General features: G+C 28.6%; 19 protein-coding genes, 1 riboswitch and 1 other annotated feature. Of the genes, 17 read left to right on the top strand and 2 right to left on the bottom strand.

Annotated elements, in window-relative coordinates:
- Nucleotides 1–249: 249 nt before the first annotated feature.
- Nucleotides 250–491: a binding site (T-box leader), on the top strand.
- 96 nt (nt 492–587) lie between these two features.
- From ACYUEX_RS17210 to ACYUEX_RS17160, 11 genes are all read left to right on the top strand, one after another.
- Nucleotides 588–2,165 (top strand): ABC transporter substrate-binding protein, encoded by a 1,578-nt coding sequence (locus tag ACYUEX_RS17210; RefSeq protein WP_460289255.1) that lies wholly within the window; start codon nt 588–590, stop codon nt 2,163–2,165.
- Nucleotides 2,166–2,241: 76 nt separating this feature from the next.
- Nucleotides 2,242–3,195: an ABC transporter permease gene (locus ACYUEX_RS17205; RefSeq protein WP_460289254.1), complete on the top strand. Its 954-nt coding sequence runs from the start codon at nt 2,242–2,244 to the stop codon at nt 3,193–3,195.
- 5 nt (nt 3,196–3,200) lie between these two features.
- Nucleotides 3,201–4,052, top strand: a complete 852-nt coding sequence (locus ACYUEX_RS17200) for an ABC transporter permease (RefSeq protein WP_460289253.1) — start codon at nt 3,201–3,203, stop codon at nt 4,050–4,052.
- A 2-nt stretch (nt 4,053–4,054) separates the two neighbouring features.
- A complete protein-coding gene (locus tag ACYUEX_RS17195) occupies nt 4,055–5,026 on the top strand; it encodes an ABC transporter ATP-binding protein (RefSeq protein ID WP_460289252.1) in 972 nt (323 codons plus the stop codon).
- Nucleotides 5,027–5,061: 35 nt separating this feature from the next.
- Nucleotides 5,062–6,045, top strand: coding sequence for an ABC transporter ATP-binding protein (locus ACYUEX_RS17190; protein WP_460289294.1), 984 nt, complete (start codon nt 5,062–5,064; stop codon nt 6,043–6,045).
- A gap of 405 nt (nt 6,046–6,450) precedes the next feature.
- Nucleotides 6,451–8,544 carry a 5'-nucleotidase C-terminal domain-containing protein gene (locus ACYUEX_RS17185; RefSeq protein WP_460289251.1) on the top strand — a complete coding sequence of 698 codons (2,094 nt, stop codon included), beginning with the start codon at nt 6,451–6,453 and terminating at the stop codon, nt 8,542–8,544.
- Between the two features lie 13 nt (nt 8,545–8,557).
- Nucleotides 8,558–8,659 carry a hypothetical protein gene (locus ACYUEX_RS17180; RefSeq protein ID WP_411169097.1) on the top strand — a complete coding sequence of 34 codons (102 nt, stop codon included), beginning with the start codon at nt 8,558–8,560 and terminating at the stop codon, nt 8,657–8,659.
- Nucleotides 8,660–9,288: 629 nt separating this feature from the next.
- Nucleotides 9,289–13,071 (top strand): PAS domain S-box protein, encoded by a 3,783-nt coding sequence (locus tag ACYUEX_RS17175; RefSeq protein ID WP_460289250.1) that lies wholly within the window; start codon nt 9,289–9,291, stop codon nt 13,069–13,071.
- 250 nt (nt 13,072–13,321) lie between these two features.
- Nucleotides 13,322–13,505: riboswitch (Lysine riboswitch) on the top strand.
- A 145-nt stretch (nt 13,506–13,650) separates the two neighbouring features.
- Nucleotides 13,651–14,481: a transporter substrate-binding domain-containing protein gene (locus ACYUEX_RS17170; protein WP_460289249.1), complete on the top strand. Its 831-nt coding sequence runs from the start codon at nt 13,651–13,653 to the stop codon at nt 14,479–14,481.
- Between the two features lie 66 nt (nt 14,482–14,547).
- Nucleotides 14,548–15,315: an amino acid ABC transporter permease gene (locus tag ACYUEX_RS17165; RefSeq protein WP_460289248.1), complete on the top strand. Its 768-nt coding sequence runs from the start codon at nt 14,548–14,550 to the stop codon at nt 15,313–15,315.
- Nucleotides 15,316–15,341: 26 nt separating this feature from the next.
- Complete coding sequence (locus tag ACYUEX_RS17160; protein WP_460289247.1) at nt 15,342–16,082, top strand: amino acid ABC transporter ATP-binding protein; 741 nt, start codon at nt 15,342–15,344, stop codon at nt 16,080–16,082.
- A gap of 154 nt (nt 16,083–16,236) precedes the next feature.
- Here the strand turns inward: ACYUEX_RS17160 and ACYUEX_RS17155 are convergent, their stop codons facing one another.
- The gene (locus tag ACYUEX_RS17155) at nt 16,237–17,586 is read right to left on the bottom strand and encodes an aminotransferase-like domain-containing protein (protein WP_460289246.1); all 1,350 of its coding nucleotides are present in this window, start codon (nt 17,584–17,586) and stop codon (nt 16,237–16,239) included.
- A gap of 147 nt (nt 17,587–17,733) precedes the next feature.
- On the opposite strand from ACYUEX_RS17155, the gene ACYUEX_RS17150 reads away from it, so the two are divergent.
- The 4 genes from ACYUEX_RS17150 (at nt 17,734) to ACYUEX_RS17135 (ending at nt 21,892) form a co-directional block, all read left to right on the top strand.
- Nucleotides 17,734–18,669, top strand: a complete 936-nt coding sequence (locus ACYUEX_RS17150; RefSeq protein WP_460289245.1) for a DMT family transporter — start codon at nt 17,734–17,736, stop codon at nt 18,667–18,669.
- Between the two features lie 425 nt (nt 18,670–19,094).
- Nucleotides 19,095–19,748, top strand: coding sequence for a lysoplasmalogenase (locus ACYUEX_RS17145; protein ID WP_460289244.1), 654 nt, complete (start codon nt 19,095–19,097; stop codon nt 19,746–19,748).
- 292 nt (nt 19,749–20,040) lie between these two features.
- A complete protein-coding gene (locus ACYUEX_RS17140; protein ID WP_460289243.1) occupies nt 20,041–20,724 on the top strand; it encodes an early set domain-containing protein in 684 nt (227 codons plus the stop codon).
- Nucleotides 20,725–20,845: 121 nt separating this feature from the next.
- Nucleotides 20,846–21,892, top strand: coding sequence for a hypothetical protein (locus tag ACYUEX_RS17135; RefSeq protein ID WP_411169087.1), 1,047 nt, complete (start codon nt 20,846–20,848; stop codon nt 21,890–21,892).
- Nucleotides 21,893–22,020: 128 nt separating this feature from the next.
- Here the strand turns inward: ACYUEX_RS17135 and ACYUEX_RS17130 are convergent, their stop codons facing one another.
- The gene (locus ACYUEX_RS17130; protein WP_460289242.1) at nt 22,021–23,445 is read right to left on the bottom strand and encodes a spore germination protein; all 1,425 of its coding nucleotides are present in this window, start codon (nt 23,443–23,445) and stop codon (nt 22,021–22,023) included.
- Between the two features lie 284 nt (nt 23,446–23,729).
- Between ACYUEX_RS17130 and dhaS the strand changes: the two genes are divergently transcribed.
- The gene (dhaS, locus tag ACYUEX_RS17125) at nt 23,730–24,290 is read left to right on the top strand and encodes a dihydroxyacetone kinase transcriptional activator DhaS (protein ID WP_460289241.1); all 561 of its coding nucleotides are present in this window, start codon (nt 23,730–23,732) and stop codon (nt 24,288–24,290) included.
- A 619-nt stretch (nt 24,291–24,909) separates the two neighbouring features.
- Entirely contained in the window at nt 24,910–26,922 is a 2,013-nt protein-coding gene (locus ACYUEX_RS17120) for a methyl-accepting chemotaxis protein (protein ID WP_460289240.1), read from the top strand.
- The last annotated feature ends 59 nt before the right edge of the window (nt 26,923–26,981 follow it).

Below are 26,981 nucleotides of genomic sequence, written 5' to 3'. Positions count from 1 at the left end.
ATAGTATAATAGATTGACATATTTATTGAATATTAATAAAATAACTCACTTAGAAGAGTAAAACTCTTTTAGGTGAGTTTTATTTATTAATTATTAAATAATGAAAGAGGCAAAATTATTTTGCAGCCTAAGTATCAATCTAGAAATATTTAAAATATAATAAATTAAAGTGAAGTCATAGAAAAAGCGTTGACAAATAAAAAAAATGTGCATATAATGAGTATATAATATACACTAATCCGATAGGAATTAACGGCTATGACAAGAAGAGTAAGTTAAGGAAAATTTACAGAGAGAAATCTCCTAGGCTGAAAGAGATTTTAGGTGGAACTTAATTGAAGTGCATCTTTGAGCCCTGAATCGAAATAATAGTAGACTTCAGCGGGAACGCCCGTTAAAGCGTTGAGGTATGTTTGTACCGAATTGATGAGATTTTATGCAATTGCATAAAAATCAGAGTGGAACCGCGAAGTTAAAGCTTCGCCTCTGAAAATAGAGGCGGAGTTTTTTTGTTTTTCAAAATCCGGAGTTTGAAGAACAAAGGCTCTAATTCTTATAAATATAAATTAATCTTAAGGGGGATTAAAATGAAATTCAAAAAACTATCAAAAATATTAACAGGAATAATAACCGCAACAATGATATTGACAGGATGCGGAACAAATAAAGGGACAAGCTCAAATGAAAATGGAGCTGCAGCTAAATCAGATACTTTTGTATATGGAATACCAGGTGATCCAGGTAATTCTGTAAATGTAATAACAACAAGTGATCGTTTTGGATTAATGACAATAAAGGCATTGTATTCACCGTTATATATGTATAATGCAGATGGAATTAATTATTTTCTTGCAGAAAGTATGACACAATCAGAAGATAAATTAACTTATACAGCAAAACTTAGACAAGATGTCAAGTGGAGTGATGGAGAAGATTTTACTGCAGACGATGTAGTTTTCACCTATAATGAAATGTTAAAAGAAAAAAATGCTGGTTGGGCATATAGCCAATTAATATTTAATGGAGAGCCAGTAAAGGTTACAAAGGTAGATGATTATACAGTTGACTTTACACTTCCAGAAGTTAGTGCACCTGGAATTGAGCTTTTAGCTAACATCTTTATAATGCCAGAGCATATCTATAAGGATGAGACTAATTTTGAAAATAGTCCTAAAAATGCAACACCAGTAGGTACTGGACCATACAAGTTAGAAGAATACAAGGCTGGTCAATATGTAAAGTTCACAAAAAATGATGATTATTTCTTAGGAGAGCCAAATATTAAAAATGTTATTTTTAGAGTAATACCAGATGCTAATACAGCTAAACTTTCTCTTCAAAAAGGAGAAATTAATGCATTATCTGTTCAATCAAGCGATTTATCCGATTTAGAAAAGAATAATAGCTTAACCACTTACAAATATGATGAAGGTAGAGTGGGTTACCTAGTTCTTAATTCTAATTCAAAAAAACTTAAGGATGCTAATGTGAGACAAGCAATATTATATGGATTAAATAGAAAAGATTTAATTAATGCTGCTTTTGGATCAGAAGAGTATGCTGCTGAAGCTTATACATTCCTTCCAAATGAAAATCCATTCCATACAGATAATGTTGAAAAGTATGATTTTAACCAAAATAAATCTAAAGAACTTTTAGAAAAGGCTGGAGTTTCTGGGCTTACACTTAAACTTGGCTATTCTTCAAATGATGTGCCTTCCCAAAAAGAAGCTGCTATAATTCAACAAAATCTTAAAGCTGTAGGAATAAATGTTGAACTAGCTGCAGGTGAGTCAACAGCAATAAGTCAACAAATGAAAAATAAAGATCCTGATTATGATATGTTCCTAGGTGGATATATTATGGGAATAGATCCTGATACATTTAATTCATTATTTACATCAGATAGCCCATCTAATTATAGTCACTTTGGAGATAAAGAAATTGATGATTTATTTAATGCTGGAAGAGTAGAAACTGACGAGGCGAAGAGAAAAGAAATATACAATAATGTTCAAAAGAAACTTCAAGATAATGCGTATTTTTATCCAATACTTGAAAATAAGAGAATTGTAGTTATGAGTTCTAACTTAGGTGGAGTAGAAGAGGCTAAGTTAGTTCCAGTTTATACTTTTGAAGATATGTCTAAATTATATTTTAAATAATAAATTTGAATTTTAGTATATTGGGAATAAGATCTTATTCCCAATATATAATTTTTTATTAAGGAAGTGAGAGTAAGTGGCAAAATATATAGTAAAAAGAATCCTTCAAGCGATTCCATTGGTATTATTAATTTCTATAATATGTTTTGTTTTAATTCAGTTAGCCCCATATAATGCAATTGATACAATGATTACGCCAAAGATGCCACAAGAAACAGTAGACCTTATAAAGGCTAAATACGGATTTGACAAACCAGTGTATGTTCAATATTTTTTATGGCTTAAAGGAGTATTGAGTGGACAGTTTGGATATTCAATAATAACTCATGAAAGTATTTCAAATGATTTGGTTGCAAGAATACCAGCAACTATTGCTTTAGTATTACCATCTTATTTAATTGCCATTGTAATATCAATAGTTCTTGGTTTAATATCAGGTTCAAATAAAGATAAATTAGTAGATAAATTAGTAGATGGTTTTTGCTCAATAGGTATAGCTATACCTAGTTTTTGGTTTGCAATGATTATGATATTTGTATTTGGATATAAGTTTGGTATTCTTCCTATATTAGGGATGAACACCATAGGGGTAAAAGGCTCAATTTCAGATTTCTTACTACATTTTATAATGCCAAGCACTGTTTTAGTTATTGCATATCTACCAGACTTAATAAGATATGTAAGATCATCAACTATAGGACAAATTTCAGAAGAATATGTAATTGTACAAAATGCTTTTGGAGCAAGTAAAAGAGAAATACTTTTTAACCATGTATGTAAAAATGTACTTTTACCTATAGTCACAAAGAGTGGTATGGCATTACCTATGTTAATTACAGGAGCAATGATAACAGAAACAGTATTTGGATGGCCAGGAGTTGGGCCATATTTTGTAAATGCTGTTCGTGCCTTAGATTATCCAGTTATCATGGCAATTTTACTATTATCATCTTCTTTAGTTATAATAGGTAACTTATTATCCGATATACTATATTCTCTGATTGACCCTAGAATAAAGGAAATGGGGTAAGAAATATGAATAGTAGAAGAATAAAAAATGTTAAGGATGAACTTAAAGGAAATAAGAGTACTTTAATTTCAATAGGATTTCTAATATTTATAGTAGTTATTTCAACATTTGCATTTGTAATACCTATAGATCCTGATGTTACAAATACATCAAATATACTGCAATCCCCTAGTTTAACTCATTTATTCGGTACAGATGAGTTAGGAAGGGATTATTTTGTAAGAACTGTATATGGAGGAAGAGTATCTCTTACAGTTGGAGTCCTTGCTATGATTATTTCTACTAGCATAGGGGTAGCTGTTGGTACTATAAGTGGATATTTTGGTGGAAAGATAGATAGTATTCTTATGAGATTTGTTGATTTAATATCATCTATTCCATGGATGATATTAGTAACTGTAATAAGCATATTTTTAAAGCCAGGGCTTCAAGCAATAATAATTGTAATAGGCTTATTTTCTTGGATGGAAACTGCAAGGTTAGTTCGTGCAGAAACACTTTCAATAAAGGAGAGAGAGTATGTTCTTTATGCAATTTCTATAGGGGAATCATCTAATAAAATAATATTTAAGCATATAATTTCTAGTGTATTTCCTACTATAATAATAGCTTCAACATCAAGTATTGCTAGTGCAATAATGACGGAATCCTCATTAAGTTTCCTAGGACTTGGAATTCAGCAACCTATGTCTTCTTGGGGAAGCCTACTTCAAAATGCTCAAACAAACTTACAAAGTGCTCCTTATATGGCCATATTACCAGGATTATTAATAGTATTAACAATATACTCATTTAATAAATTAGGTAATGTCTTAAGAGTATTTGTTGAACCTAAAGTTTCAGGGGGTGAAAGATAAGTATGAAAGATGAAACACTTCTTAAAGTTAATAATCTTAAAACAAATTTTTACAGTAAAAACAATAAAATAGAAGCTGTAAGAGGGGTTAGCTTCCATGTTAATTCTGGTGATATACTTGGAATTGTTGGAGAATCTGGTAGTGGAAAAAGTGTACTTATGAGATCGGTAATGCAAATACTTCCCAAAAATGCGAAGATAGATTCCGGAGAAGTTTATTTTGATGGCAAAGATATTTTAAAATCAGATTCAAAGGAAGAAAAAGGTATTAAAGGGAAAGAAATTGCTATGATATTTCAAAACCCTATGACTGCATTAAATCCATTAAAAAAAATAGGAGATCATATAGTAGAAGTACTAGTTAGACATAAGGGGATAAATAAGAAGGAAGCAAGAAAAATGGCAATAGAGGTTTTACGTGAGGTAGGAATACCTATGCCAGAGAAGAGAATTGATCAATATCCTCATGAATTTAGTGGTGGAATGAGGCAAAGAGTGCTAATAGCTATGGCTCTTGCATGTAGCCCAAAGCTTTTAATTGCAGATGAACCAACAACGGCTCTTGACGTCACAATACAAGCACAAATTTTAGACCTGTTAAGATCCTTGAAAGAAACGAATAATATGTCTATTATTCTTATAACTCATGACCTTGGAGTAGTGGCTAGTCTATGTAATAGAGTCGAGGTTATGTATGGAGGACTAATAATGGAGGAAGGACTTATAGATGAAATATTCTATGATGCTAAACATCCATATACAAAAGCATTATTAAATTCTATACCTAAAATCGAAGGTGATGAAAAGATAAGACTTAAGCCAATAAATGGCTCAGCGCCATCTCTTTTAAATCCACCTAAGGGATGTCCCTTTGCAGAAAGATGTCAATTTGCAAATAAAAAATGTTTTGATGAAATGCCTGTATATAAGAATTTCAGTAATACACATAAAGCTATGTGCTTCTTAGCGAAGTAGAGAAATTTATAATATAAGTAGTTAGGAGGGAAGTTATAGTGACGAAGTCTAATGATGTGTTAATAGAAGTAAGAGACTTAAAGAAGTATTTTCCAGTAAAAAATCAGTTTTTAAAAGGTGAAAAGAAGTTTGTAAAAGCTGTTGATGGAGTTTCCTTTGAAATAAAAAAAGGAGAGACTTTTGGGCTAGTTGGAGAATCAGGTTGTGGAAAATCAACTCTTGGAAGATCAATTACTAGACTTTATGATATAACATCTGGAGATATATTTTTTGAGGGTACTAATATTGCTAGATTTAATAGAAGAGATATGAAAAGTTTTTATAGAAAAATGCAAACTATTTTTCAAGACCCATATTCATCATTAAATCCCAACATGAATGTTAAAGAATTAATTGATGAGCCTTTAGCAGTGCATACAAATTTAACAAAAGAAGAAAGGGATAATAAAATACAAGAATTACTTGAAATGGTTGGTCTAAAAAAATCTGATATGGAAAAATTCCCATATGAGTTTAGTGGTGGACAATGTCAGAGAATAGGAATTGCAAGAGCAATATCAACAGAGCCAGATTTTATATTATGTGATGAACCTATTTCAGCATTAGATGTATCAATACAAGCTCAAGTAATAAATATGTTAGAAGATTTACAAGAAAAAATGGGATTAACTTACCTTTTTGTAGCCCATGACTTGTCTATGGTAAGGCATATTTCAGATAGGATTGGGGTAATGTATTTAGGGAAAATAGTAGAAATATCTGAGAGTAATGATTTATATAAAGATCCACTTCATCCATATACAAAAGGACTTTTATCAGCTATACCAGTAGCTGATCCTAAAAAGGCAAGGACTTCTGAAATACAAATTATTAAAGGAGATATACCTAGCCCAATAGATATTCCATCAGGTTGTAGATTCCACACTAGATGTCCATATGCGACAGAAAAGTGCAAGGAGGTTCAACCAGAAATGAAGGAAGTAGGAGTTGGACATTTTGTAGCTTGTCACTTATATTAGAATATAAGGATAGATGGTTTTTAATATTTATGTTTTTAAGATAAAAGGTAGTTTCTTTGGAAACTACCTTTTTATGATATAAAAAGGCAATTTGTTTGTATAAAACATTAGAATTACTTAGATAAGGCGTCTCACCTTTAGACTCTTATTTCCTTTTGCGAAGAAATTTTGTTATATTTTAGGACGTGAAGAATTCACCACAATAACAAAGTACATTAAAAACTATGTTAATAAAGAGTGTAGATACCATATTGAAACAAATAACACCATTTGGATTTAGTATTAAATAGGTTTTTTTACTCAAACGAAACTATGGTAAATGTTTACATGAAAGTATATCAGTGTTATAATTTTCATGGTATATAATTTTATCGATTATATATAAAGTTATAAGGGGATGAAAATATGAGAAATATTAGAAAAAGAGTTTTAACTACTATCTTAAGCACCGCAGTTTTACTTAACGGAACAATTTATTCTAATGGAAAAACTGTACAAGCAGAGGAAAAATCAGAGGTGAAAGTAACAATACTTGGCACTTCAGATTTACATGGAACATTAGTACCATGGGATTATGCATCTGATTCAGCAAATGTATCAGGAAGTTTATCACAAATTTCTAAGGTAGTTTCTGATGTAAGAAAGGAAAATCCAAATACAATCTTGATTGATGCAGGAGACTCAATTCAAGGTAACTTTATTGAGACATTTAAAGATGGTTATGTACAACCTATATTACTAGCAATGAAAGAAATGAAGTATGATACATGGACATTAGGAAATCATGAATTTGATTTTGGTCTTGATGTTCTAAAAAGAGCAACAGATCAATTAGTAGGATCAACAATGACACCTATATCAGCAAATATTTATAAGCAGGATGGAACAAGGTTTATTGAGCCTTATAAAATAGTTGAAAGAGATGGATTGAAAATTGCACTTATTGGAATAACAACTCCAATGGTTGAACAATTTAAAACACCAGAGCAAATAGGATTTATGAAATTTAAAAGTCCTATAGAAGAAACACAAAAAATTATTGCAGAGTTAAATGGAAAAGTAGATGCAATGATTGGAATTATGCATATGGGTATTGATAATGAAAATAACATATCAGATACTGGTGTAACAGATGTAGCCAATGCATGCCCAGAACTTGATGTTATTTTTGCAGGACATATGCATCAATTAGTTAAGGATAAGGCAATAAATGGAGTAAGAATAGTAGAGCCAGGAAAATATGGACAATATTTATCAAGGATTGATCTTACTTTTAAGAAGGATAGTAATAACAAACTAGCTTTAGATAAGAGTTCATTAAATGACAGCAGTTATACTATTAAAGGGGTAGAATCTGATAAAAATATTGAAGCTTTAGTTAAGCCTTATCATGATAAACTAAGAGCAGATGCAAATATTGTAATTGGGGAAGTCAAAGGTGTTAATATGGTAGATCCAGATGAGATTCCAGGAATTCCAACAATTCACTTAGAAGACACACCTCTTATAGATCTTTTCCATGAAGTAGCTCTTTATTATAGTAAAGCTGATGTAGTTTCCTTGGGAACAGACAATGAAAAAGCTAAGCTTAATGTAGGGCCGATAAAGAGAAAAGATATTGCATTTAATTACACATATGCAGGTGGAGAAGTAACAGTATATGAAGTTACAGGAGCTCAACTAAAAAAATATATGGAATGGTCAGCGGATTACTATAATACATTAAAGGATGGAGACATAACTATAAGTTTCAATCCTGTAAGAAGAGCATCTAAGTATAGTACAAACGATTATTTTGGTGGAATCAATTATACAATTGATTTGACTAAAGAATCAGGAAACAGAATAACAGATTTAAAGTATAAAAATGGAGCACCAATAAAAGATACTGATAAAATTAAGTTAGGAATGAACTCCTATAGAATGGATCAGCTTTTAGCTAAAGGTGGAATATTTGAAAACGAAAAAGATTTAATTAAGAAAACAGATTTTGATTCAAAATTAATTTTTGGAGAAGATGAAGGAACTATAAGAAATTTAACTATCAAATATATAAAAGAAGTTAAAAATGGAGTAGTTGAAAGTAAAAAACAAGATAATTGGAGAATAGTTGGAATAGATAGAGATTCTGCAGATTATAGAAAAGTAGCTGAATTGGTTAGAAGTGGAGAATTGGAAATACCTACAACAACAGATAAAAATGGAGTTGTTTATACTGCTACAGCTTCTATAAATAAAAAGGATTTACCGGTAGATAATACTGATGATAATGAAACAAATACTAATCCTGGGGATAATTCAGAAACAGGTACAAATACAGAAGATAATCAAGTAGATACTGACAAGGGAAACACTTCAATTAGTGAAGATGCAGGTAAGGGAGGAAATCTTCCTAATACAGGATCAGCAGTTACTCCAAATCAAATTTTAGTATTTGCTAGCATACTTATATTATCAGGAGCTATTTTGATTAAGAGAAAAAAGAAAGCTAGCTTATAAATGTTTAATTAATGTGGGGGAAGGATCAATCATTAATATTTCTTCTGTTGGAGGAAGTGTGCAAGATATTTCTCAAATAGTTTATGCTACTAGTAAAGAAATAGGATTGTATTAAAGATTTTAAGTAAATATTAAAGTGCTTTTCAGATTCCCTCAGACTTAGGTTTGGGGGAATATTTTTTCGTAAATAAAATTACAGAATTGTAAAGTATAAATTATATTTGAAATTCATTTAAATGATTTTTTATGAAATTGAAAGAGAATACTGCTTATTATACAGCGAATTAATAAAATCTTTAAAAGCTAATAATGTACCCATTAATAACATTGAGTTTAAACCAGTAAAAGAATTAATTATGATTGATTAATAAACATGGTGGTTTAATTAAATTAAAAGAAGAAATAAGTAATTTATATATGTTTACTTTTTTAATTTTATCTGCTATTCAATTACGTTGCAGACTACTTAAGTGTAACTATTAATTTTTATTACGAGCAATCATATTTTGTCAAGTATGGTAGAATGATGTCGATATATAATATATATTTAAATATATGGTGATATAAAACTGTGTATTAGTAATTTCACGGGAATCATCGCCATAAATTACGGTTTGCCTAAGTATAGGAATAGATTCTTTGTATTAAAGGATAAGTAGAAACGAGAGAAAAGAAATTTTATAGCTAGTATCAAAAAATGAATAGCAAATAATTAACTAAAAATAAATATGGAGGTAATAATATATGAACGATAATTTTTACAAACAATTAATTGAAAAATTGCCAATAGGATATGCATATCACAAGATAATATGCGACAAACAAGGTAATCCTTGTGATTATGAATTTCTTGAAATTAATGATTCATTTGCAAAAATTACACGTCTAAAGGCTTCAGAAATTGTTGGTAAAAAAATATCTGAAATATTACCTGAAATTAAAAAAGATGAATTTGATTGGATAAAACTTTATGGAGAAATTGCTATTAATGGTGGTGAAAAAGAATTCGAACAATATTCACAAATTTTAAAGCGTTGGTATAGAGTAAAAGTATACTCTCCACAAGAATATTATTTCATAACAATTTTTATTGATGTAACTGCAGAAATGAGAGGAGTGGAAGAAAAGACAGCCATACTGACCACATTAAATGATATTATTTTTGAACTAGATAAAGATTATAGGTTTAATAATATAATTGTTTCTGATGATAACCATCTGTTTACGCCTAAGGAAAAAATTATTGGTAGAACTATTAAAGAACTTTTTTCTGAAGAATTGACAAAAATATTTATTTCTTCTTTTGAAAAGGCAGTAGTTTCTGGAGAAAAAGAATCTATTATTTATAAATCACCTTTACAGAATAGTGAGCAGTGGTTCAAAGCAGATATTAAACATACTGGAATTGGAATAGAAAAAGGGTATATTGTAAGTATTATTAATTTTACTGAGCAAAAAAAACTTGAAGATAATTTGTTGAAAAAAACACAAGAATTGGAAAAGTTTTTTTCTGTAAATTTGGACTTGCTATGTATAGCGGATACAGAAGGCAATTTTCTTAATGTCAACAAGGAATGGGAAAATATCCTAGGATATTCTAAAGAATATATAGAGAAAAGTAATTTTTTGAAATTTGTGCATGCTGAAGACGTTGAAGTTACTATTGAAGCTATTAGGAAACTTGAAAAGCAAGAGCAGGTTTTAAATCTTGTAAACAGATATAGATGCAAAGACGGTTCTTATAGATATATAGAGTGGCGTTGTCAACCATATGATAATTTAATATATGCTGCTGCTCGTGATATTACAGAAAAAATAGAAGAACAAAATTTATTAAAAAAAATGGTGAGTTTTTCAGAAGAATTTCTACAGTTATATGAAAAAGAGTTGAATTATCAAAAAATTACTGATGACTTTTTACATATGTCAAGAGCTAAATTTGCTGCATTCAATTTATATGATGAAGTTGGCAAACAATATAAGGCCATGGCTATATCAGGTGACAATGATTTAATAAAAAAAGCTATTCAGTTGTTAGGTATAAAAATAGAGGGTAACAACTGGGCGCATGATTTAATAAGGGCTGAAAAAATAAAAGACAAAATAGTTACACGGTTTACTTCGTTAAAGGAATTTGCAGGTGATTTTATTTCTAAACCTCTACTTGATCTATTAGTAAATACATTTGATATTGGAGAAATTATTGTAATTAAAATTCTAAAAAATAATACTATTCTCGGAGATTTTACCTTTATTATGCCTAACGGGAAAAGCTTTAATAATGAAATTATAGCAGAAATGTACACTAGACAATTAGGTATGGTTATTACACAAAAGAGAACAGAGAATTTATTAAGGATAGAAAGAGAAAGATTAGAAAATATTCTAAAAGGTACTAATGTAGGTACTTGGGAATGGGATATTGAAAAAGGAGAAATAGTATTTAATGAGCGATGGGCAGAGATAATTGGTTACAAGTTTAATGAACTATCAATAATTAATTCTAAAGATTTAAAAAGATTTTTTCATGTTGAAGATTTAAGAAAATGTAGGATTCAATTAAAGAAAATATTTTCAAAAGAAATAGATTATTATGATATGGAACTTCGTATGAAGCACAAAGATGGTAGTTGGATCTGGGTACAAGATAGGGGGAAAATAACTTCATGGAATTCTAATGGTAAGCCTTTATTAATGAGTGGTACTCGTAGTAATATCAATCATCGAAAGCAAGTTGAAAATGAACTGATGAAAAGTGAAGAAAAATATCGTTTGATTTTTGAATATTCTCCACTTGGTGTTTACCATTTTGACAGTAGGGGAGTTATTACTGATTGTAATGACAATTTTGTAAAAATAATTGGATCATCTCGTGAGGAACTGATAGGGTTGAATACTCTTAAGCTACCAGATGAAAAGTTAATAGAAGAAATAAAAAGAGCACTTCATGGATATGAGACAACTTATGAGGGGAATTACAAGTCGTTTACAGGAAATAAGATAACATCAGTAAGAGTGATGTTTGCCACAATACTTTCAGATGATAAGAGCATTGAAGGGGGAATAGGTATTGTGGAGGATATTACAGAACGTAAAAGAATGGAAGAGATAATATTTGATGAAAAAGAACGTTTAAAAACAACTCTCCTTTCTATTGGTGATGGTGTTATTTCTACTGATAGTCATGGAGATATATTGCTATTAAACAGAATAGCTGAGAAGTTAACTGGATGGACACAAGAAGAGGCTGTTGGTAAACCATTAGAAGAAGTATTTAATATTATTGATGAATTTACAAGAGAAAAGTGTAATAATCCTGTATATAATGTTCTAAGAACAGGTAATATAGTTGAACTTTGTAATAATTCCATTTTAATATCTAAAGATGGAGAAGAAAGATTTATCGAAGATAGTGCAGCTCCAATTAAAGGTGAAAATGATGTTATTAATGGAGTAGCGTTAGCATTTAGAGATGTTAGTGAGAAGAAAGAAAGGCAAGAAAAAATTGAATATTTAAGCTTTTATGACCAACTAACTGGATTATATAATAGAAGATTTTTTGAAGAGGAATTAAAGAGGTTAGATACTAAAAGTAATCTTCCAATAACTCTTGTTATAATTGATGTCAATGGATTAAAACTAACTAATGATGCTTTTGGTCATTTAGAGGGAGATAAACTTTTACAAAAAGTTGCTAAGGTGATAAAAAAAGAATGTAGAAATGAGGATATTATTTCTAGAATAGGTGGAGATGAATTTACAATTATATTGCCTAAAACTAGTTCTGAAGAAACAGAAAAGATTTTAAATCGAATAAATAGTGCTATTGATAAGGAAAAATTTAATTCGATTAATGTATCAATTTCTTATGGGTGGAAAACTAAAATAGAAGAGAATGAGGAAATGCTAGCAGTATTTAAGAAAGCTGAAGACTATATGTATAGGCGAAAGTTATCTGAAAGTACCAGTATGAGGTATAAGACTATAGAGGTAATAATAAAAACTTTATACGAAAAAAATGAAAGAGAAGAGAAGCATTCCATACGGGTTGGAGAACTATGTGCTTTAATAGCATCTACTTTAAATTTAAGTGATGCAAATATAAGAGAGCTTAGAACAGCAGGACTGATGCATGATATAGGGAAAATAGCCATTGATGAAAAAATTCTGAATAAACCTGGTTCGCTTAGTGATTCTGAGTGGCTAGAAATCAAGAGGCATCCTGAAATTGGATATAGGATATTAAGCTCTTTAAATGAATATGCACCAATTGCAGAGTATGCTTTAGCACATCATGAAAGGTGGGATGGAAAGGGATATCCTAAAGGACTAAAAGGAGAAGAGATACCTTGGCAAGCTAGGGTTATAGCAGTGGCTGATGCTTATGATGCTATGACTAGAGATAGACCTTATAGGAAAAACTTAAGCAAATCTGATGCAATTGAAATAATAAGAAAAAATGCTGGAACTCAGTTTGACCCAGAAATAGTTAAATTATTCATTGAAAAGGTGCTAAATGAGGAATAAAAAAGAAGCTTAATAATTTCGTTCAAAGATTTAAAATATAAAATTTAATAATAAATTTTATATAAATTAGAATGTATAACATATAGTTTAGGAATCCTAAGGAAATTTAGGGTTCTTAAATTTTTTAATTATAATATATTGTTCTAAATTTTCAAATTAATAAAATATTGAAAAAATTCTTTTTTAGGTATTGACAATAATGAAATAAGATTGTACACTGTATATAATTTAATAAATACCTCACTTTTATATGTGAGGTAGAGGCGCAAAATTTAACAGTTTTTAGTGGAGCTTGAGAAGGTGATGATGCTAATGAGAAGGAAATTTTGCCGAAGTTTGTAATATTTCTCAGTATTACTTGCTGGGTCTGTAGTTAAGAGCTACAGGACTGTCTTAATAAATGTCCCGGTTTATTAAGTTGTGCTATCTCAAATGGGAAAGATGAGGATTAGGTTAATTATATAAGTAGACCTGAGCTTTGCTCAGTTATTTTTTTATAGTTAATTATCCGAATATTTAAGATAGCACCAACCTAAGTAAAGGTTGGTTTTTTTATTATAAAAAAGGAGAGGATTTACTATGAAGAAAAAACTATCATTATTAATTTCATTATCATTGACAGCAATGTTAACACTAACAGGGTGTGGCTCAGGAAAATCATCAGGAAATAAAGGTGAAGATGTCTTTAGGGTGGGACTTGAAGCAGGATATGCACCATTTAACTGGACACAAATGAATGATTCAAATGGTGCAGTAAAAATTGATGGAAGTGCAGAATACGCAGGAGGCTATGATGTAGAAATTGCCAAAAAAATAGCTGATGGCTTAGGAAAAAAATTAGTTATTGTTAAAACAGAGTGGGATGGATTAGTTCCAGCATTAACATCAGGTAAAATAGATGCAATAATAGCTGGGATGTCTCCAACAGAAAAGCGTAAAGAAACAATTGATTTTTCAGATAACTATTATACATCAGATTTAGTTATGCTTGTTAAAAATGGAGGAACCTACGAAAATGCTACTTCATTAAAAGATTTTTCAGGAGCTAAAATAACAGCTCAATTAAATACATTCCATTATTCAGTAATAGATCAAATTCCAGGTGTAAATATACAACCAGCTATGGATAACTTTCCAGCTATGAGAGTTGCTCTTGAGTCAGGAGTAATTGATGGATATGTAACAGAAAGACCAGAAGCTGTAAGTGCTCAAATGGCTAATTCAAACTTTAAAATGATTGAATTCAAAGATGGATTTGTAACATCACCAGAAGATACAGCAATAGCAGTAGGGCTTGCAAAAAATAGCGAGTTAACTAAAAAAATAAATGAAATTTTAGCTGGTATATCACAAGAAGAGCAAAAAACAATAATGGACAATGCTATTAAAAATCAACCAGCAGCTCAATAAAGCTAGAGTAGAATTGGTTAGCCTTAACCAATTCCCTCTTATTATATTTAATAAGGAGAATAAAAGATGAGTATAGAATGGATAATAAGAATTGTTGAAAATAACTGGCCAATGTTTTTACGTGGGGCAGGAATGACATTATTAATTTCTATAGTTGGTACTTTAGTAGGTTCATTAATTGGTTTATTAGTAGGTGTTGTACGTACTATTCCAGTACCAGATAGAGGAATTAAAAGAGGAATTTTAAAGTTTATTAATGCTATTCTTTCAATTTATATAGAGTTTTTCCGTGGAACACCTATGATTGTGCAAGCTATGGTAATTTATTATGGATCAGCACAATTCTTAGGGATAGATATAAATAAAATAGTAGCAGCTTTATTTATAGTATCTATTAATACAGGTGCATATATGTCAGAAATAGTTAGAGGAGGTATTGTTTCAGTAGATAAGGGACAATTTGAAGCAGCTCAAGCCATTGGAATGACACATTCTCAAACAATGATTAATGTAGTATTACCACAAGTGATTCGTAATATTTTACCAGCAACAGGCAATGAGTTTGTAATAAATATAAAAGATACATCGGTACTAAATGTAATTTCGGTATCAGAGTTATTTTTCCAAACTAAATCAATTGCAGGAAATAATTTTAGATATTTTGAGTCATTCTTTGTATCATGCATAATTTACTTTGTAATGACATTTACAATTACAAGAATTTTAAGAGCTATAGAAAGAAAAATAGATGGTCCAGACAATTACATTATGGCAGGTAATCAAATGCAAGTAGAAACACCTGAAGATATACTACGTAAGAAGAAAGTACTGTAGTAGTATAGTTTAATGGAGGAGAGAATATGGAAAAAGTAATAGATATAAAGCATTTAAATAAATCCTTTGGAACACATGAAGTATTAAAAGATATTAACTTTTCAGTAAATAAAGGAGAAGTTGTTTGTATAATAGGTTCATCTGGGTCAGGAAAATCAACTCTTCTACGTTGTATAAATCTTTTAGAAAAACCAAGTGGTGGAGAGATAATTTACAATGAAGAAAATATTTTGGATGATAACCATAATATATATAAATATCGTACTAAACTAGGTATGGTATTCCAACAATTTAATTTATTTAATAACCATAATGTATTAAAGAATTGTGTTGTAGGACAAATGAAGGTATTAAAGCGTTCAAGAGAAGAAGCTGAAAAAGTGGCAATGAAATATTTAGAAGTTGTTGGCATGGGTAACTATATTAATGCTAAACCCAAACAGTTATCTGGAGGACAAAAGCAACGTGTAGCTATTGCAAGGGCATTATCAATGGAACCAGATGTTATTCTTTTTGATGAGCCAACATCAGCTCTTGATCCAGAAATGGTAGGAGAAGTTTTAAAGGTTATGAAAGAACTTGCTGAGAGCGGTCTTACAATGCTAGTAGTAACACATGAAATGGGATTTGCGAAAGAAGTATCTGATCGTGTAGTATTTATGAATAATGGAGTCATTGAGGAAGAAGGCACTCCAGAAAAAATATTCAATAATCCAACTAAAGAGCGTACTCGTGAATTCTTAAAACGTACACTAAATAATATATAGAAATCGCTACTGTCAAAATAATTTTGATAGTAGCGATTTTTTATAAGAAAAACATTTCAGTAAACTATAATCAATTTAATTTATTATAGTTTTTAATATGCCTATATAGTAACTTGTTTTAATTATAGAATAATGTATATTTATTTATGATAACTTAAATTTTCATATTTTTTATTTCTTGAATTATATCAATAATACCATTTTCAATAAGATCTTCTCTTACGGTTGTTACATTTAATTTCAAAATCTTTTCTTTCTGGAAAGTATCTAGATAATGACCTTGCTCAGTAGCAACTATGATTGATTTCTTTTTTAGATTACTTAAAAGGTGCTCCCTATTTATTTTATCGTTAAAAGTTATATAGGTATGAATACATTGATTTTTATTAGAATGATACTTAAAAATATCACTGTAATATTTGTATTGATGCTCTAGCGTTGAATTTAAGCAAGTACTTCTTAAAGAATAAGAGGTTTTAATTTTTTGCTTATGACGCTCAAACATACCACTTTTTATATAGATTTCTAATGCAGCTTGAGAGAGCATAGGACTATCTACATCTATAAGCTTTTTATATTTACCAAAATCATTTTTAATAGCATCAGGAATGATAGCAACTCCTATTCTTAATCCAGGAAATATAATTTTTGAATAGCTTTTTAAGTAAATAACATGAGAAAAATTATCATAAGCATATAATGGATCAGCTTTTGAATTTTTTTCTAAGTCAGCTAAATAGTCATCTTCTACAATAAATACATCATATTTTTTTGCTAATTTTACTATTGCCTTTTTTTCTTCTTGAGAATATGAGGTTCCTAATGGATTATGAAATCGTGGCATGGTATAAAAAAATTTAATGCTTTTTGTTCTAAATAATTTCTCAAGTTGATTTAAATCAATTCCTGAACTAGTTCTTCTAATGCCTAATACTGGTATATTATGAGTTTCTAAATAATCTATAAATAAATGATATCCAGGTTGCTCTATTAAAATAGTTTCTTTTTTATTTGGAAAAGGTAATTTAGCTAGTATGGCTAATGCTTGTTGAACTCCAGAAGTAATAAATATATTTTCTTTATTTGCAAAAACTTGATAGTTAGCTAAATGCTTTTGAATAACGTTAATTAATGATGGCAGTCCTTTAGAAGTTCCATATATAAATAACTCATTTTTATATATGTTAATTGCTTCGTTAATACAATGCTGAAAATCTAAATATGGAAAAATTTGAGGGTCTGGAGACGCAGATGAAAAATCCAATATAGAGCTTTTAGAATTATCAAAATTAACTTTTCTTTTTACAAGATAATACCCACTTCTGGGTATAGAATAAACTATATGTTTTCTTTCTAATTCATTAAAAGCTCTTATTATAGTACTTTTATTGCAGCAATACATATCAGAAAAAGTACGAATAGAAGGTAACTTATTTCCTTCTTTATATTCTCCATTTTGAATCAAATTCTCAATATTATTTAATATTTCTAGATATTTATACATGATTTTTACCTCTAAATTAAGTTCTGTATCGGTACAGATAGCTTTTATTAATATTGTATCATATATATTAATTTACTAATATATAAGCATACCTTATTAAGTTTAAATTTAAAGCTTATAAATATATAATTTTAGGAGGAATAAATAATGAAATTTTCACATAAAAAAAAGGCTTATATAGCTGCCATATTATATTCTCTTATAACAGGGTTATCATTTTTATTTTCAAAATTAACTTTAACTTTAACTAATCCTCTCGATACATTAGCCCATAGGTTTACCGTATCATTTGTTTTTGCTTCCATACCTGTTTTGTTAGGTTGGATAAAGTTAGATGTAAATAAGAAAGATATAATTCGTATTTTACCTCTTTCATTATTTTATCCAATTATGTTTTTTGGATTTCAAATTTTTGGACTAGTATACATTTCTTCTTCAGAAGCAGGAATTATTCAAGCTACTATCCCTATTTTTACAATGATATTGTCAATAATATTTTTAAAAGAGAACCCTAGTACATTACAAAAGATATCGATGTTGATATCTGTATTAGGAGTAGCTTATATATTTTTTATGAAGGGTATAAATTTAAAAAGTAATATTTTTATAGGAATATTGCTTATTCTTTTATCAGCTATTTCATCTGCAGGAAATAACGTACTATCAAAAAGAATGTCAGTAAGATATAGCCCCATTTCTTTAACTTATATAGTAAATTCTATGGGATTTATATTTTTTAATAGCATATCTATTATTAACCATATTTTCAAAGGAACAATTAATATTTATTTTAAACCATTTGCAAATCCGGTATTTGTAGGATCAATAGTGTACTTAGGAATACTATCTTCTCTAATGACATCATTACTAGCAAACTATGCTCTATCTAAGATAGAAGCATCTAAGATGAGCGTATTTAGCAATTTTTCAACATTAATAACTATGATTGCAGGAGTAATTTTCTTGGGAGAAGAATTAAAACACTTTCATGTAATTGGAGCAATTATGATTATAATTGGAATAATTGGAACTAACTTTTTGGATAATGCATATAGAGATTTAACAGAGGAGTGCAAAAGTTAAGCATAAGCGAATAATATTAAAAATTAATAAATAAAGTTTGAGAAGAGTAATTATTATAGGTGTTATTTTATTATAATAATTTATTTATAAGCTTGAATTGAGAAGTTTAATATTCTTTAATTCAAGCTTTTTAACATATTAAATAAAAAAGCTTTTCTAAATTCACTGAGACTTATACTATAAACTAGTTTAAAACATCTGTAAATATACTATTTAACATAAATGACATTAGAATTTTCTTATAGCATTTATTTTATAATTATAAGATTTATTGATGTTATAACAAAGAGATTAAAGGTAGTTAATAATTAAAGTAACATATACTTTTTATATTCTAATAACAGGTTTAATTATTTTAGATGTACATATATATATAATAATATGGTAAAATATACATAAATTACTATGGGGTTTAAGGAGGGGTTATGGTGACGAAATTGATAATTGGGGGATTATTTTTTGGAATATTTGTCATGCATATGATTTTTACTAAAAATGAATATATTAAGGGGCGGTACTACACTAAGCCATTTTTAATGATATTACTAGCAATTTATTATATATTAAGTGTACCTGAAATTAACAAATTCATTGTATTAGCATTAGGATTTGCTTTTATTGGTGATGTATTTTTAATGTGGTCTGAAAGAAAAAGTTATTTTATTATAGGATTAGTAGCTTTTTTAATGGGTCATATTTGTTATGTTTTACTTTTTTTACAGGACATTTCTTTCACAAAAGATATACCAATATGGTTTTATCTTTCTATTATAATATATGTTATTGTAGCTATAGCTGTAATGAAAAAATTAAAGAATTATTTAGGTAACATGAAAATACCTACCTATGTATATGTGACAATTATTTCATCAATGAGTTTTGCTAGCTTAGCACGTATTTCAGTTATGGGGATTAGTACATCATCTTTACTTCCTTTTATTGGATCATTGTTATTTTTATGTTCAGATTCTATATTAGGATTTTATACTTTTAAAGGTAAATTTAAAAATGGAAATGTATATATTATGCTAACTTATGTTTTAGCTCAAGTTTTAATTGTTGGCGGATATTTATTTTAATATATAAAAATCGCTACTGTCAAAAGGTTTTTGATAGTAGCGATTTTTTAGGGGAATTTTGAGTAATGGCCAAATTATTCAAAGAGAAATTCATATATTACAGGTAGTAATTTCTATGAAGTTTCAAGGGTTTTTGCAGATAATATTGTTTGAAATATTCTCAAGGTTATAAATATACAGAATATTATGAAAATAATCTATATAATTTGTAAAAAAGCCTAAATATTATCAAGAATATTACGAAAATATATATAAGAAGCAAATTTAGAAATTTATAGGAGGATAACTTGCTATGGAAGTAATTTTTGAATACGAAGAAAATATTTATCTACCAATTGAAACTATATCTGTAATTGGAAAGTTTAATAATTATGATCCTATCAAGGGAAAGATGGTTAAAGACAATAATAAATGGATATTTAAATGTAATTTAAAATCAGGAGAGCACCCGTATAAATTTCTTATTAATGGGGAACTAAAGCTTAATGATTCAGCTGCTAACATATATTTACCAGATGATAATGAGGAACTTTGGTCTATAGTCATGATTAATGAAAATGACCAAAGAATGTATAACAATACTCAATATACAACCCATATAGAAAAGTATAATATAAGTTCTGCAATAAGCGAAAAAGAGAATATTGCAAATAAAAAGAATTTTAACTTGTTGTTAGATAAGAAAATAGTAACAAGATTTCAATTTACAAATGTAACTGGACTACATACTGTAACGGCTGCATGGTATACACCTAAAGGTGAGTTATTCCAAATAAATGAGAATAATCTATTTGCCCCACCAGATGAGAAAAAGCCAATAATGTTATGGTTTTGGATGGACTTAACAGATAATACTCGTGAATATTCTATTGGAAGTTGGAAGATGAAGCTTTTTATAGATGGTGAATTTATATTAGAGGATGAATTTCATTTGCTAAAAAATGCAACATATTCAGCACAAGGAAAGTACTTTTAATACTTTATATTAAAAATAGTTTATATTATGTATCAAATCAAAAGATTAACTGATTTAACTATAGATATAAGCACCTAAAGGTGAGTATATAAATTATAAAAAGTAAAGGATGTGAAAAGTTATGAAAATAACTAGTGATGTTAGTTTAAATGTGAATGTCTTATCTAAAAAAGATGACAGTAAATTTAATAATAATACAAAAAGTATTAATTGTAATACAGATAAGCAAGCATCTAGCATAAAATCAGCTGCAGCTAACTATAAGGATTCAATTGTTAGTATATCAGAAAATTCTCCAAAAGTTGTAGCTGAAAAAAAAGATACAACTAAAAGTTCTATAGGGAAATTTTTCAAGTCAGTATCTGATAAATTTTCATTTGTAGCTAGTGAATCAAAAAAATTCATTAAAACAGCAGTTTCTGTAGGTGAAAGTGTTATTAATACAGTAAGTTCAGTATCAAAAACTATTTTTAATACTGGAAAATCTATATCAAAAACCACAAGAGATGCTTTACAATCAGTAGGTAATAAAATATCAGATAGTGCATCAAGAATATCTAACACTGTTAAACAAGTAACAACAGCCTCTGTGGAGCTAAAGAAAGCGGCAGAGGATATTAAAAATTCATCTATATCTTTAATTGAAACAGGAGCAAAGACAACTGTTTCAGTAGGAGCAGATGTTATGGAAGTAGTAGGAAAAGTTGGAGCATCAGTAGTTCAGATTAAAGAAACTTGGAATAGTCCAAACAGTGGTGTTATAGGTAAAATAGTTCAAACTGGTGGAATTGCCAAGGATGGAATAAACTCTATAAAGGATCCTATAAAAAGAATACCTAATACACTTTCAACAGGATATAATGAAATTAAAAAGGATTATAATAATATAAAAAATTCTATTAAAAGTTCAATGTCTCATATACAAGAGGTTAAAAAGATGATTATATCAGTTAGTAGAGATGTAATTGATACAGCAAAATCAGTTGTAAATGAAGTTAAAGAAACAAGTAAAATTGTGGCTAATAGTATAAATGATGCTGTAACTAATATAAAAGATACAGTTTCCAAGGGATATAAAGACATAAGCAATGCTATTGAAAATGGATATGAAAAGAAGAATGACAGTAGTTTAGAAGGTAACATAGGTATATTGCCTAATTTAGCTTAATTGAAAATGGTGTTGTATTAAAATAACTTTTGATAATGGCACATGGAAAGAGAGGGTTCGTAAATTGAATCCTCTTTTTCTTGTGTATCAATCATGGGCAACAACTTGAAAGTGCAAGTTAGTTATAGTTAAGATTTTTTATTATTTCTAATTTCAGGTATAGGTCTTCTTAAAAACATATTGAAAAATGCTTTTTTATCAAAAGGTATTAGTGGCCATAGGTATGACTGGTTTCCAAAAGCCTTTGTTGTGCCTATTATTACTAAAATAATTATTAGGCCTATAGAGAAGCCTATTGTTTTGAATAAACCAGTTAATATTATTAAAAACAATCTAAAAATACGAATTGCCATACCAAATTCAATACTTGGTGATGCAAATGTACCTATTGCAGCAATAGCCATATATAATATAGTTTCCGGAACGAACCAACCAACATTTACGGCCAATTCACTTAATATTAAACCTCCTATAATACCAAGGGATGTTGAGAGTGCATCAGGAGTATGAATAGATGCTGTTCTTAAAAAATCCAGACCAAATTCTAAAATAATAAGTTGAATAAAAAGAGGAATATATCCTGTTTCTTTAGGTCCTATAAAGGCAAGATAAGAAGGTAAAAATTCCTGATTATATACCAATAATAGCCATAATGGTGAAATAATAAATGCTAAGAACATAGCAAAAAATCTTATCCATCTTAAATATGTACCAACTAAAGGATTTTGATAGTAGTCTTCAGCATGTTGCGTAAAATGAAATATTGTTACAGGTAGAAGAATTACACTTGGAGAAGTATCAACTATTATTGCAATATGTCCTTCAAGAAGATGGGCAGCCACAACGTCTGGTCTTTCTGTAAATCTAACTTGAGGAAGTGGATTGTACCATTTCTTTTTAATTAAAAGCTCCTCAAGGGTCTTTTCTGCCATTACAAGTGCGTTCACATCTATTTCATCTAGTTTATTCTTAAGTTCACCTAATAGTTTATGATCTACTACATTATCAATATAACCAATAGCTACATCTGTTCTTGATTGACTTCCTACATTTTTCAATTCAAATATTAAATTAGGATCTCTAAGCCTCCTTCTTATTAGTGTTGTATTAAAGATAATAGTTTCTACAAGACCATCTCTTGACCCTCTTGTAACTTTTTCTAAATCAGGTTCTTGAGGACTTCTTACAGGATATTCTCTTACATCTAGTATAATTCCTTCATTTTCACCATCTATTAATAAAGCGGCCCCTCCAGAGAGGACTGATGTTTTCATTGGCTCTAAGGTATTAAAGGTATCTACTTCTATATATGCAATTTCACTTTGGATAAGTTTAGCTATAAAGTCAGCAGAGATTTCTTCTTTTTTTAGATTTTGAAGTCTTTCAATAACGTAAAGTAATATTTGGTCTTTTGCAAAGCCGTCAATAAAAATTAAGTAAGAATTTATATTTCCTATATTAATATTTCTGCCAATTATATCAAAACTTTTACTTATTGCTAGTTGTTCCTTTATTAATTTTATATTTTCATTTAAATTTGAAGATAAAGCCATGTAGGCACCTCCTTTACAATATATGTCTAATCATCTTTATATAAAAGTAGTATGTGAATCCTAGAAGAGAATATACTAAACTTTTTTATATTAAAAGTATTATGGAGAACTAAAAAAGTATAATGCACATATTAAAAAGTTTGAGATATAGTGAAAATAAAGAGTTTTCATTGAAAGTTGAACTAAGATATAAGTGATGATATAATTTTAAAGTATAATACATTAAAAGCTTCGATTTAATCTTCGAGGCTTTTTTGATATATAATAAGTTAGGGGTGATTTATATGTCCAGTTCTTTATTAACTAAAAAATCATTAGCTAGATCTTTAAAAAGTTTAATGAAGACAACACCATTACATAAAATATCTGTAAAGGATGTAGTCCAAGATTGTAGTTTAAACAGACAAACATTTTATTATCATTTTCATGACATATATGATTTAGTAGAGTGGATATATAAAACCGAAGCCCTTGAAAGTATATCAGAATATAAGAGTTATAATACGTGGGTTGATGGATTCTATAAGATATTTTTATATATAGAAAGTAATAAAGCTTTTTGTTATAATACTTTAAACTCATTAAGTAGAACTCATCTAGATATGTATCTTTTTTCCGTAATAAATGATTTGCTTATGGGAGTTATTAATGAAATATCTAGTAACATGAACGTTAAAGCAGAAGATAAAAATTTTATTGCTAATTTTTATACACATGCTTTTGCAGGATTAGTAATTCAATGGATGAAAGATGGAATGAGAGAGGATCCAAAGATTTTAATAGAAAAGCTTAGAGAGTTAATAGAAGGAAATTTTATAAGAGCATTAAGAAGATATGAAGTTTAAACATATCTTTATCAATATATAGTTTAACTGTTTCGATGTTTTTATCTGTAACTGATGAAATACTAAATATGATAAATTAGTAAATACAGGCGCACCATTTGACAGTAAAATATTAATAATTTTGGGTATAATTATGACATTATTAGGAGTATTTGGATATAAAAGAGAGATAATAAAATAAATTTTATTGAAATTCAGATAATCTATAAATAAAAAATATATTTTTTAAATTTTCATAAAAATAATCAGTTATAAAACAACCTACTCTCTAAAGAGTAGGTTGTTTTATTTATATAATTTTATACAAGGAAAATGTACTAGAACATTAAGTAAAATATTAAATAAATTATACCTTATGCAGGGGAGTAATTTACAACAATGAGAGAAGTAATTAATATATATTATGAATTTCTAAGAGAAAAATGGTTTTATTTAACAAACATAAACATTTACATAAAAATATGAGAAAAAATAAACGAATATTGTTGAATTTTAGGGTTTTTAACTAAATTAACTTTAAAAAGATTCGAAATTAGAAATATAGATTAAAATATACGAAAGTAAAAAAATTTGTATAAGCAAGAATAAAATATATTATAAAGGGAGATGAAAAAAGTAAATGAAAACGAAAAAGATAAGAGAAAAAACAATAAAACAAGAAATATTTCAACTTTTAATTATGACCTCAATAATACCTATATTAGTGATGGGAGTGGTTAATTTTTACTCACTTAATAAGAACATCAATAAGTCTGTTGATATTACAATTAAGGGTAGTGTTGATATTATAAAAGAGGCATTAGTAAATAGTAATGCAAACAGTTATAGAGATATAGATTATTTATCAATGGATCCAAATGCTAAAGGGATAAAGGAAAATAAAAATAATGAGGCATTATGGTTCGGAAAAACTTTACAAAGTTATTTCGAGAAAAAAACTGATATAATGAATTTGTCTATTGCAAGTGAAGATGGGAAGTATATATTAGTTCCACATGAAGATATGGGAAGTGATTTTAATCCAAGAAATAGACCTTGGTATAAGGAAGCAATTAATAATCCATCAGAAATTATTATGTCTGAACCATATGAAGATGCAGTAAATAAAAAAATAGTGGTTACCTATTCTAAAGCAGTTAAAAGTGATAATGGTGAAATACAAGGTGTAGTATCATTAGATAAGAATCTAGATAGACTTTCAGATATAGTAAGAAATATAAATTTTGGGAATAATTCATTTGCAACTGTTTTAAGTGAAAATGGAACTATTGTTGCACATGGAGATAATAGCTTAATAGGAAAAAATGCAAAAGAGGTTCCTTGGATAGAAGAAGTACAAAATATTGAAAATAATACGAGTAAGAATATAGATATAGATGGAGTAGAGTACTTAAGTTATAAAACAATAGAAAATGGAACTGGTTTATCTGTAGTTGTATTTGTTCCAACGCAAGAATTATTTATGGCAGCGCTAAAAGAAATGTTATTACCTTTAGGAGTTTTTATAGCAATTATAATACTAATTGTAATAGTTTCAAAAATATTTACAGGTAAATTAACAAATCCTATAAGAGAAGTAGTAGAAAGTTTAAATAAAATCAAAGATGGAGATTTTACTAAGAAAGTAGAAAATAAATTCTATTATAATAAGGAAATTAATTCAATGATTAATGGGTTAAATATATTAATTGATGATATGATAATCTTATTAGGTGGTGTAAAGGAAGCTTCAGATAAAGTAAATGAAGGATCGGAGATATTATTTGGAATTATAAAAGAATCTAGCAATGTAGGTGAAGAAGTTGCAAAATCAGTGCAACAAATAGCAGAAGGAACTACAGATCAAGCAGCTGAATTAGATGCTGGGGTTCGTATAGTAGGGTTATTAGAAGAAGAAGTTAATAAGTCTATAGAAAGCTCCAATATGATGCTAGAAACTTCGAAGGATGTTAAAACATCTTCAACAGAAGGAACAGTTGCTTTAAGAAACCTAAGTACAACATACGAAAAAAACAAAGAAGCTAGCGATAATATAGCTGTAAAAGTAGATATACTAGCAGCTAAGTCAGAAGAGATTGGAATTATCGTTGATGCAATTAAGTCAATTACAGGACAAACTAATCTTTTAGCTCTAAATGCAAGTATAGAAGCTGCAAGAGCTGGAGAAGTAGGTAGAGGATTTGCTGTTGTTGCAGAAGAGGTAAGAAAACTAGCAGAAGAATCAGCTAAGTCAGCAACAGAAATTAATAATGTTATAGAGGAAGTAAAAGGAAGCATAAAAGAACTTTATGAGGATACTTTAACTACTAAAAAGTTAAATGATGAAACAGAAAAAAGTTTAGTAGTAACAAAAGATAAATTTAATATAATAGACAATATGATTAGCGAGCTAGAAGAAAATATAAATGATGTTACAGCTTCTTTAGATAAAATAAGAGAAAGTAAGGACACTGTTGTTGAAAAGATATCAGAGGTTGCAGCTGTATCTCAAGAAACTGCAGCTATAACTGAAGAAGTAAGTGCTGCATCAGAAGAACAATCATCAGGTCTACAAGAAATGGCTCAACAATCAGAAACTTTAAAAGATTATTCAGATATTTTAAATAGACTAATTAAAAAATTTAAAATATAAATATAAATAAATGGCTCAATAGGAAATCTATTGAGTCATAATTTTTAAAAAAAATAACC

The organism is Clostridium sp. CTA-7 (genome assembly GCF_054768095.1).
The sequence above is the reverse complement of the archived record's forward strand: the minus strand, read 5'-3'. Positions and strand labels throughout refer to the sequence as shown.

What these genes read in the sequence shown, in the direction of transcription:
- ACYUEX_RS17210 (WP_460289255.1), top strand. Translation starts at nt 588, where the DNA reads ATGAAATTCAAAAAACTATCAAAAATATTAACAGGAATAATAACCGCA.
- ACYUEX_RS17200 (WP_460289253.1), top strand. Translation starts at nt 3,201, where the DNA reads ATGAATAGTAGAAGAATAAAAAATGTTAAGGATGAACTTAAAGGAAAT.
- ACYUEX_RS17195 (WP_460289252.1), top strand. Translation starts at nt 4,055, where the DNA reads ATGAAAGATGAAACACTTCTTAAAGTTAATAATCTTAAAACAAATTTT.
- ACYUEX_RS17185 (WP_460289251.1), top strand. Translation starts at nt 6,451, where the DNA reads ATGAGAAATATTAGAAAAAGAGTTTTAACTACTATCTTAAGCACCGCA.
- ACYUEX_RS17175 (WP_460289250.1), top strand. Translation starts at nt 9,289, where the DNA reads ATGAACGATAATTTTTACAAACAATTAATTGAAAAATTGCCAATAGGA.
- ACYUEX_RS17170 (WP_460289249.1), top strand. Translation starts at nt 13,651, where the DNA reads ATGAAGAAAAAACTATCATTATTAATTTCATTATCATTGACAGCAATG.
- ACYUEX_RS17165 (WP_460289248.1), top strand. Translation starts at nt 14,548, where the DNA reads ATGAGTATAGAATGGATAATAAGAATTGTTGAAAATAACTGGCCAATG.
- ACYUEX_RS17160 (WP_460289247.1), top strand. Translation starts at nt 15,342, where the DNA reads ATGGAAAAAGTAATAGATATAAAGCATTTAAATAAATCCTTTGGAACA.
- ACYUEX_RS17155 (WP_460289246.1), bottom strand. Translation starts at nt 17,586, where the DNA reads ATGTATAAATATCTAGAAATATTAAATAATATTGAGAATTTGATTCAA.
- ACYUEX_RS17150 (WP_460289245.1), top strand. Translation starts at nt 17,734, where the DNA reads ATGAAATTTTCACATAAAAAAAAGGCTTATATAGCTGCCATATTATAT.
- ACYUEX_RS17145 (WP_460289244.1), top strand. Translation starts at nt 19,095, where the DNA reads ATGGTGACGAAATTGATAATTGGGGGATTATTTTTTGGAATATTTGTC.
- ACYUEX_RS17140 (WP_460289243.1), top strand. Translation starts at nt 20,041, where the DNA reads ATGGAAGTAATTTTTGAATACGAAGAAAATATTTATCTACCAATTGAA.
- ACYUEX_RS17135 (WP_411169087.1), top strand. Translation starts at nt 20,846, where the DNA reads ATGAAAATAACTAGTGATGTTAGTTTAAATGTGAATGTCTTATCTAAA.
- ACYUEX_RS17130 (WP_460289242.1), bottom strand. Translation starts at nt 23,445, where the DNA reads ATGGCTTTATCTTCAAATTTAAATGAAAATATAAAATTAATAAAGGAA.
- dhaS (WP_460289241.1), top strand. Translation starts at nt 23,730, where the DNA reads ATGTCCAGTTCTTTATTAACTAAAAAATCATTAGCTAGATCTTTAAAA.
- ACYUEX_RS17120 (WP_460289240.1), top strand. Translation starts at nt 24,910, where the DNA reads ATGAAAACGAAAAAGATAAGAGAAAAAACAATAAAACAAGAAATATTT.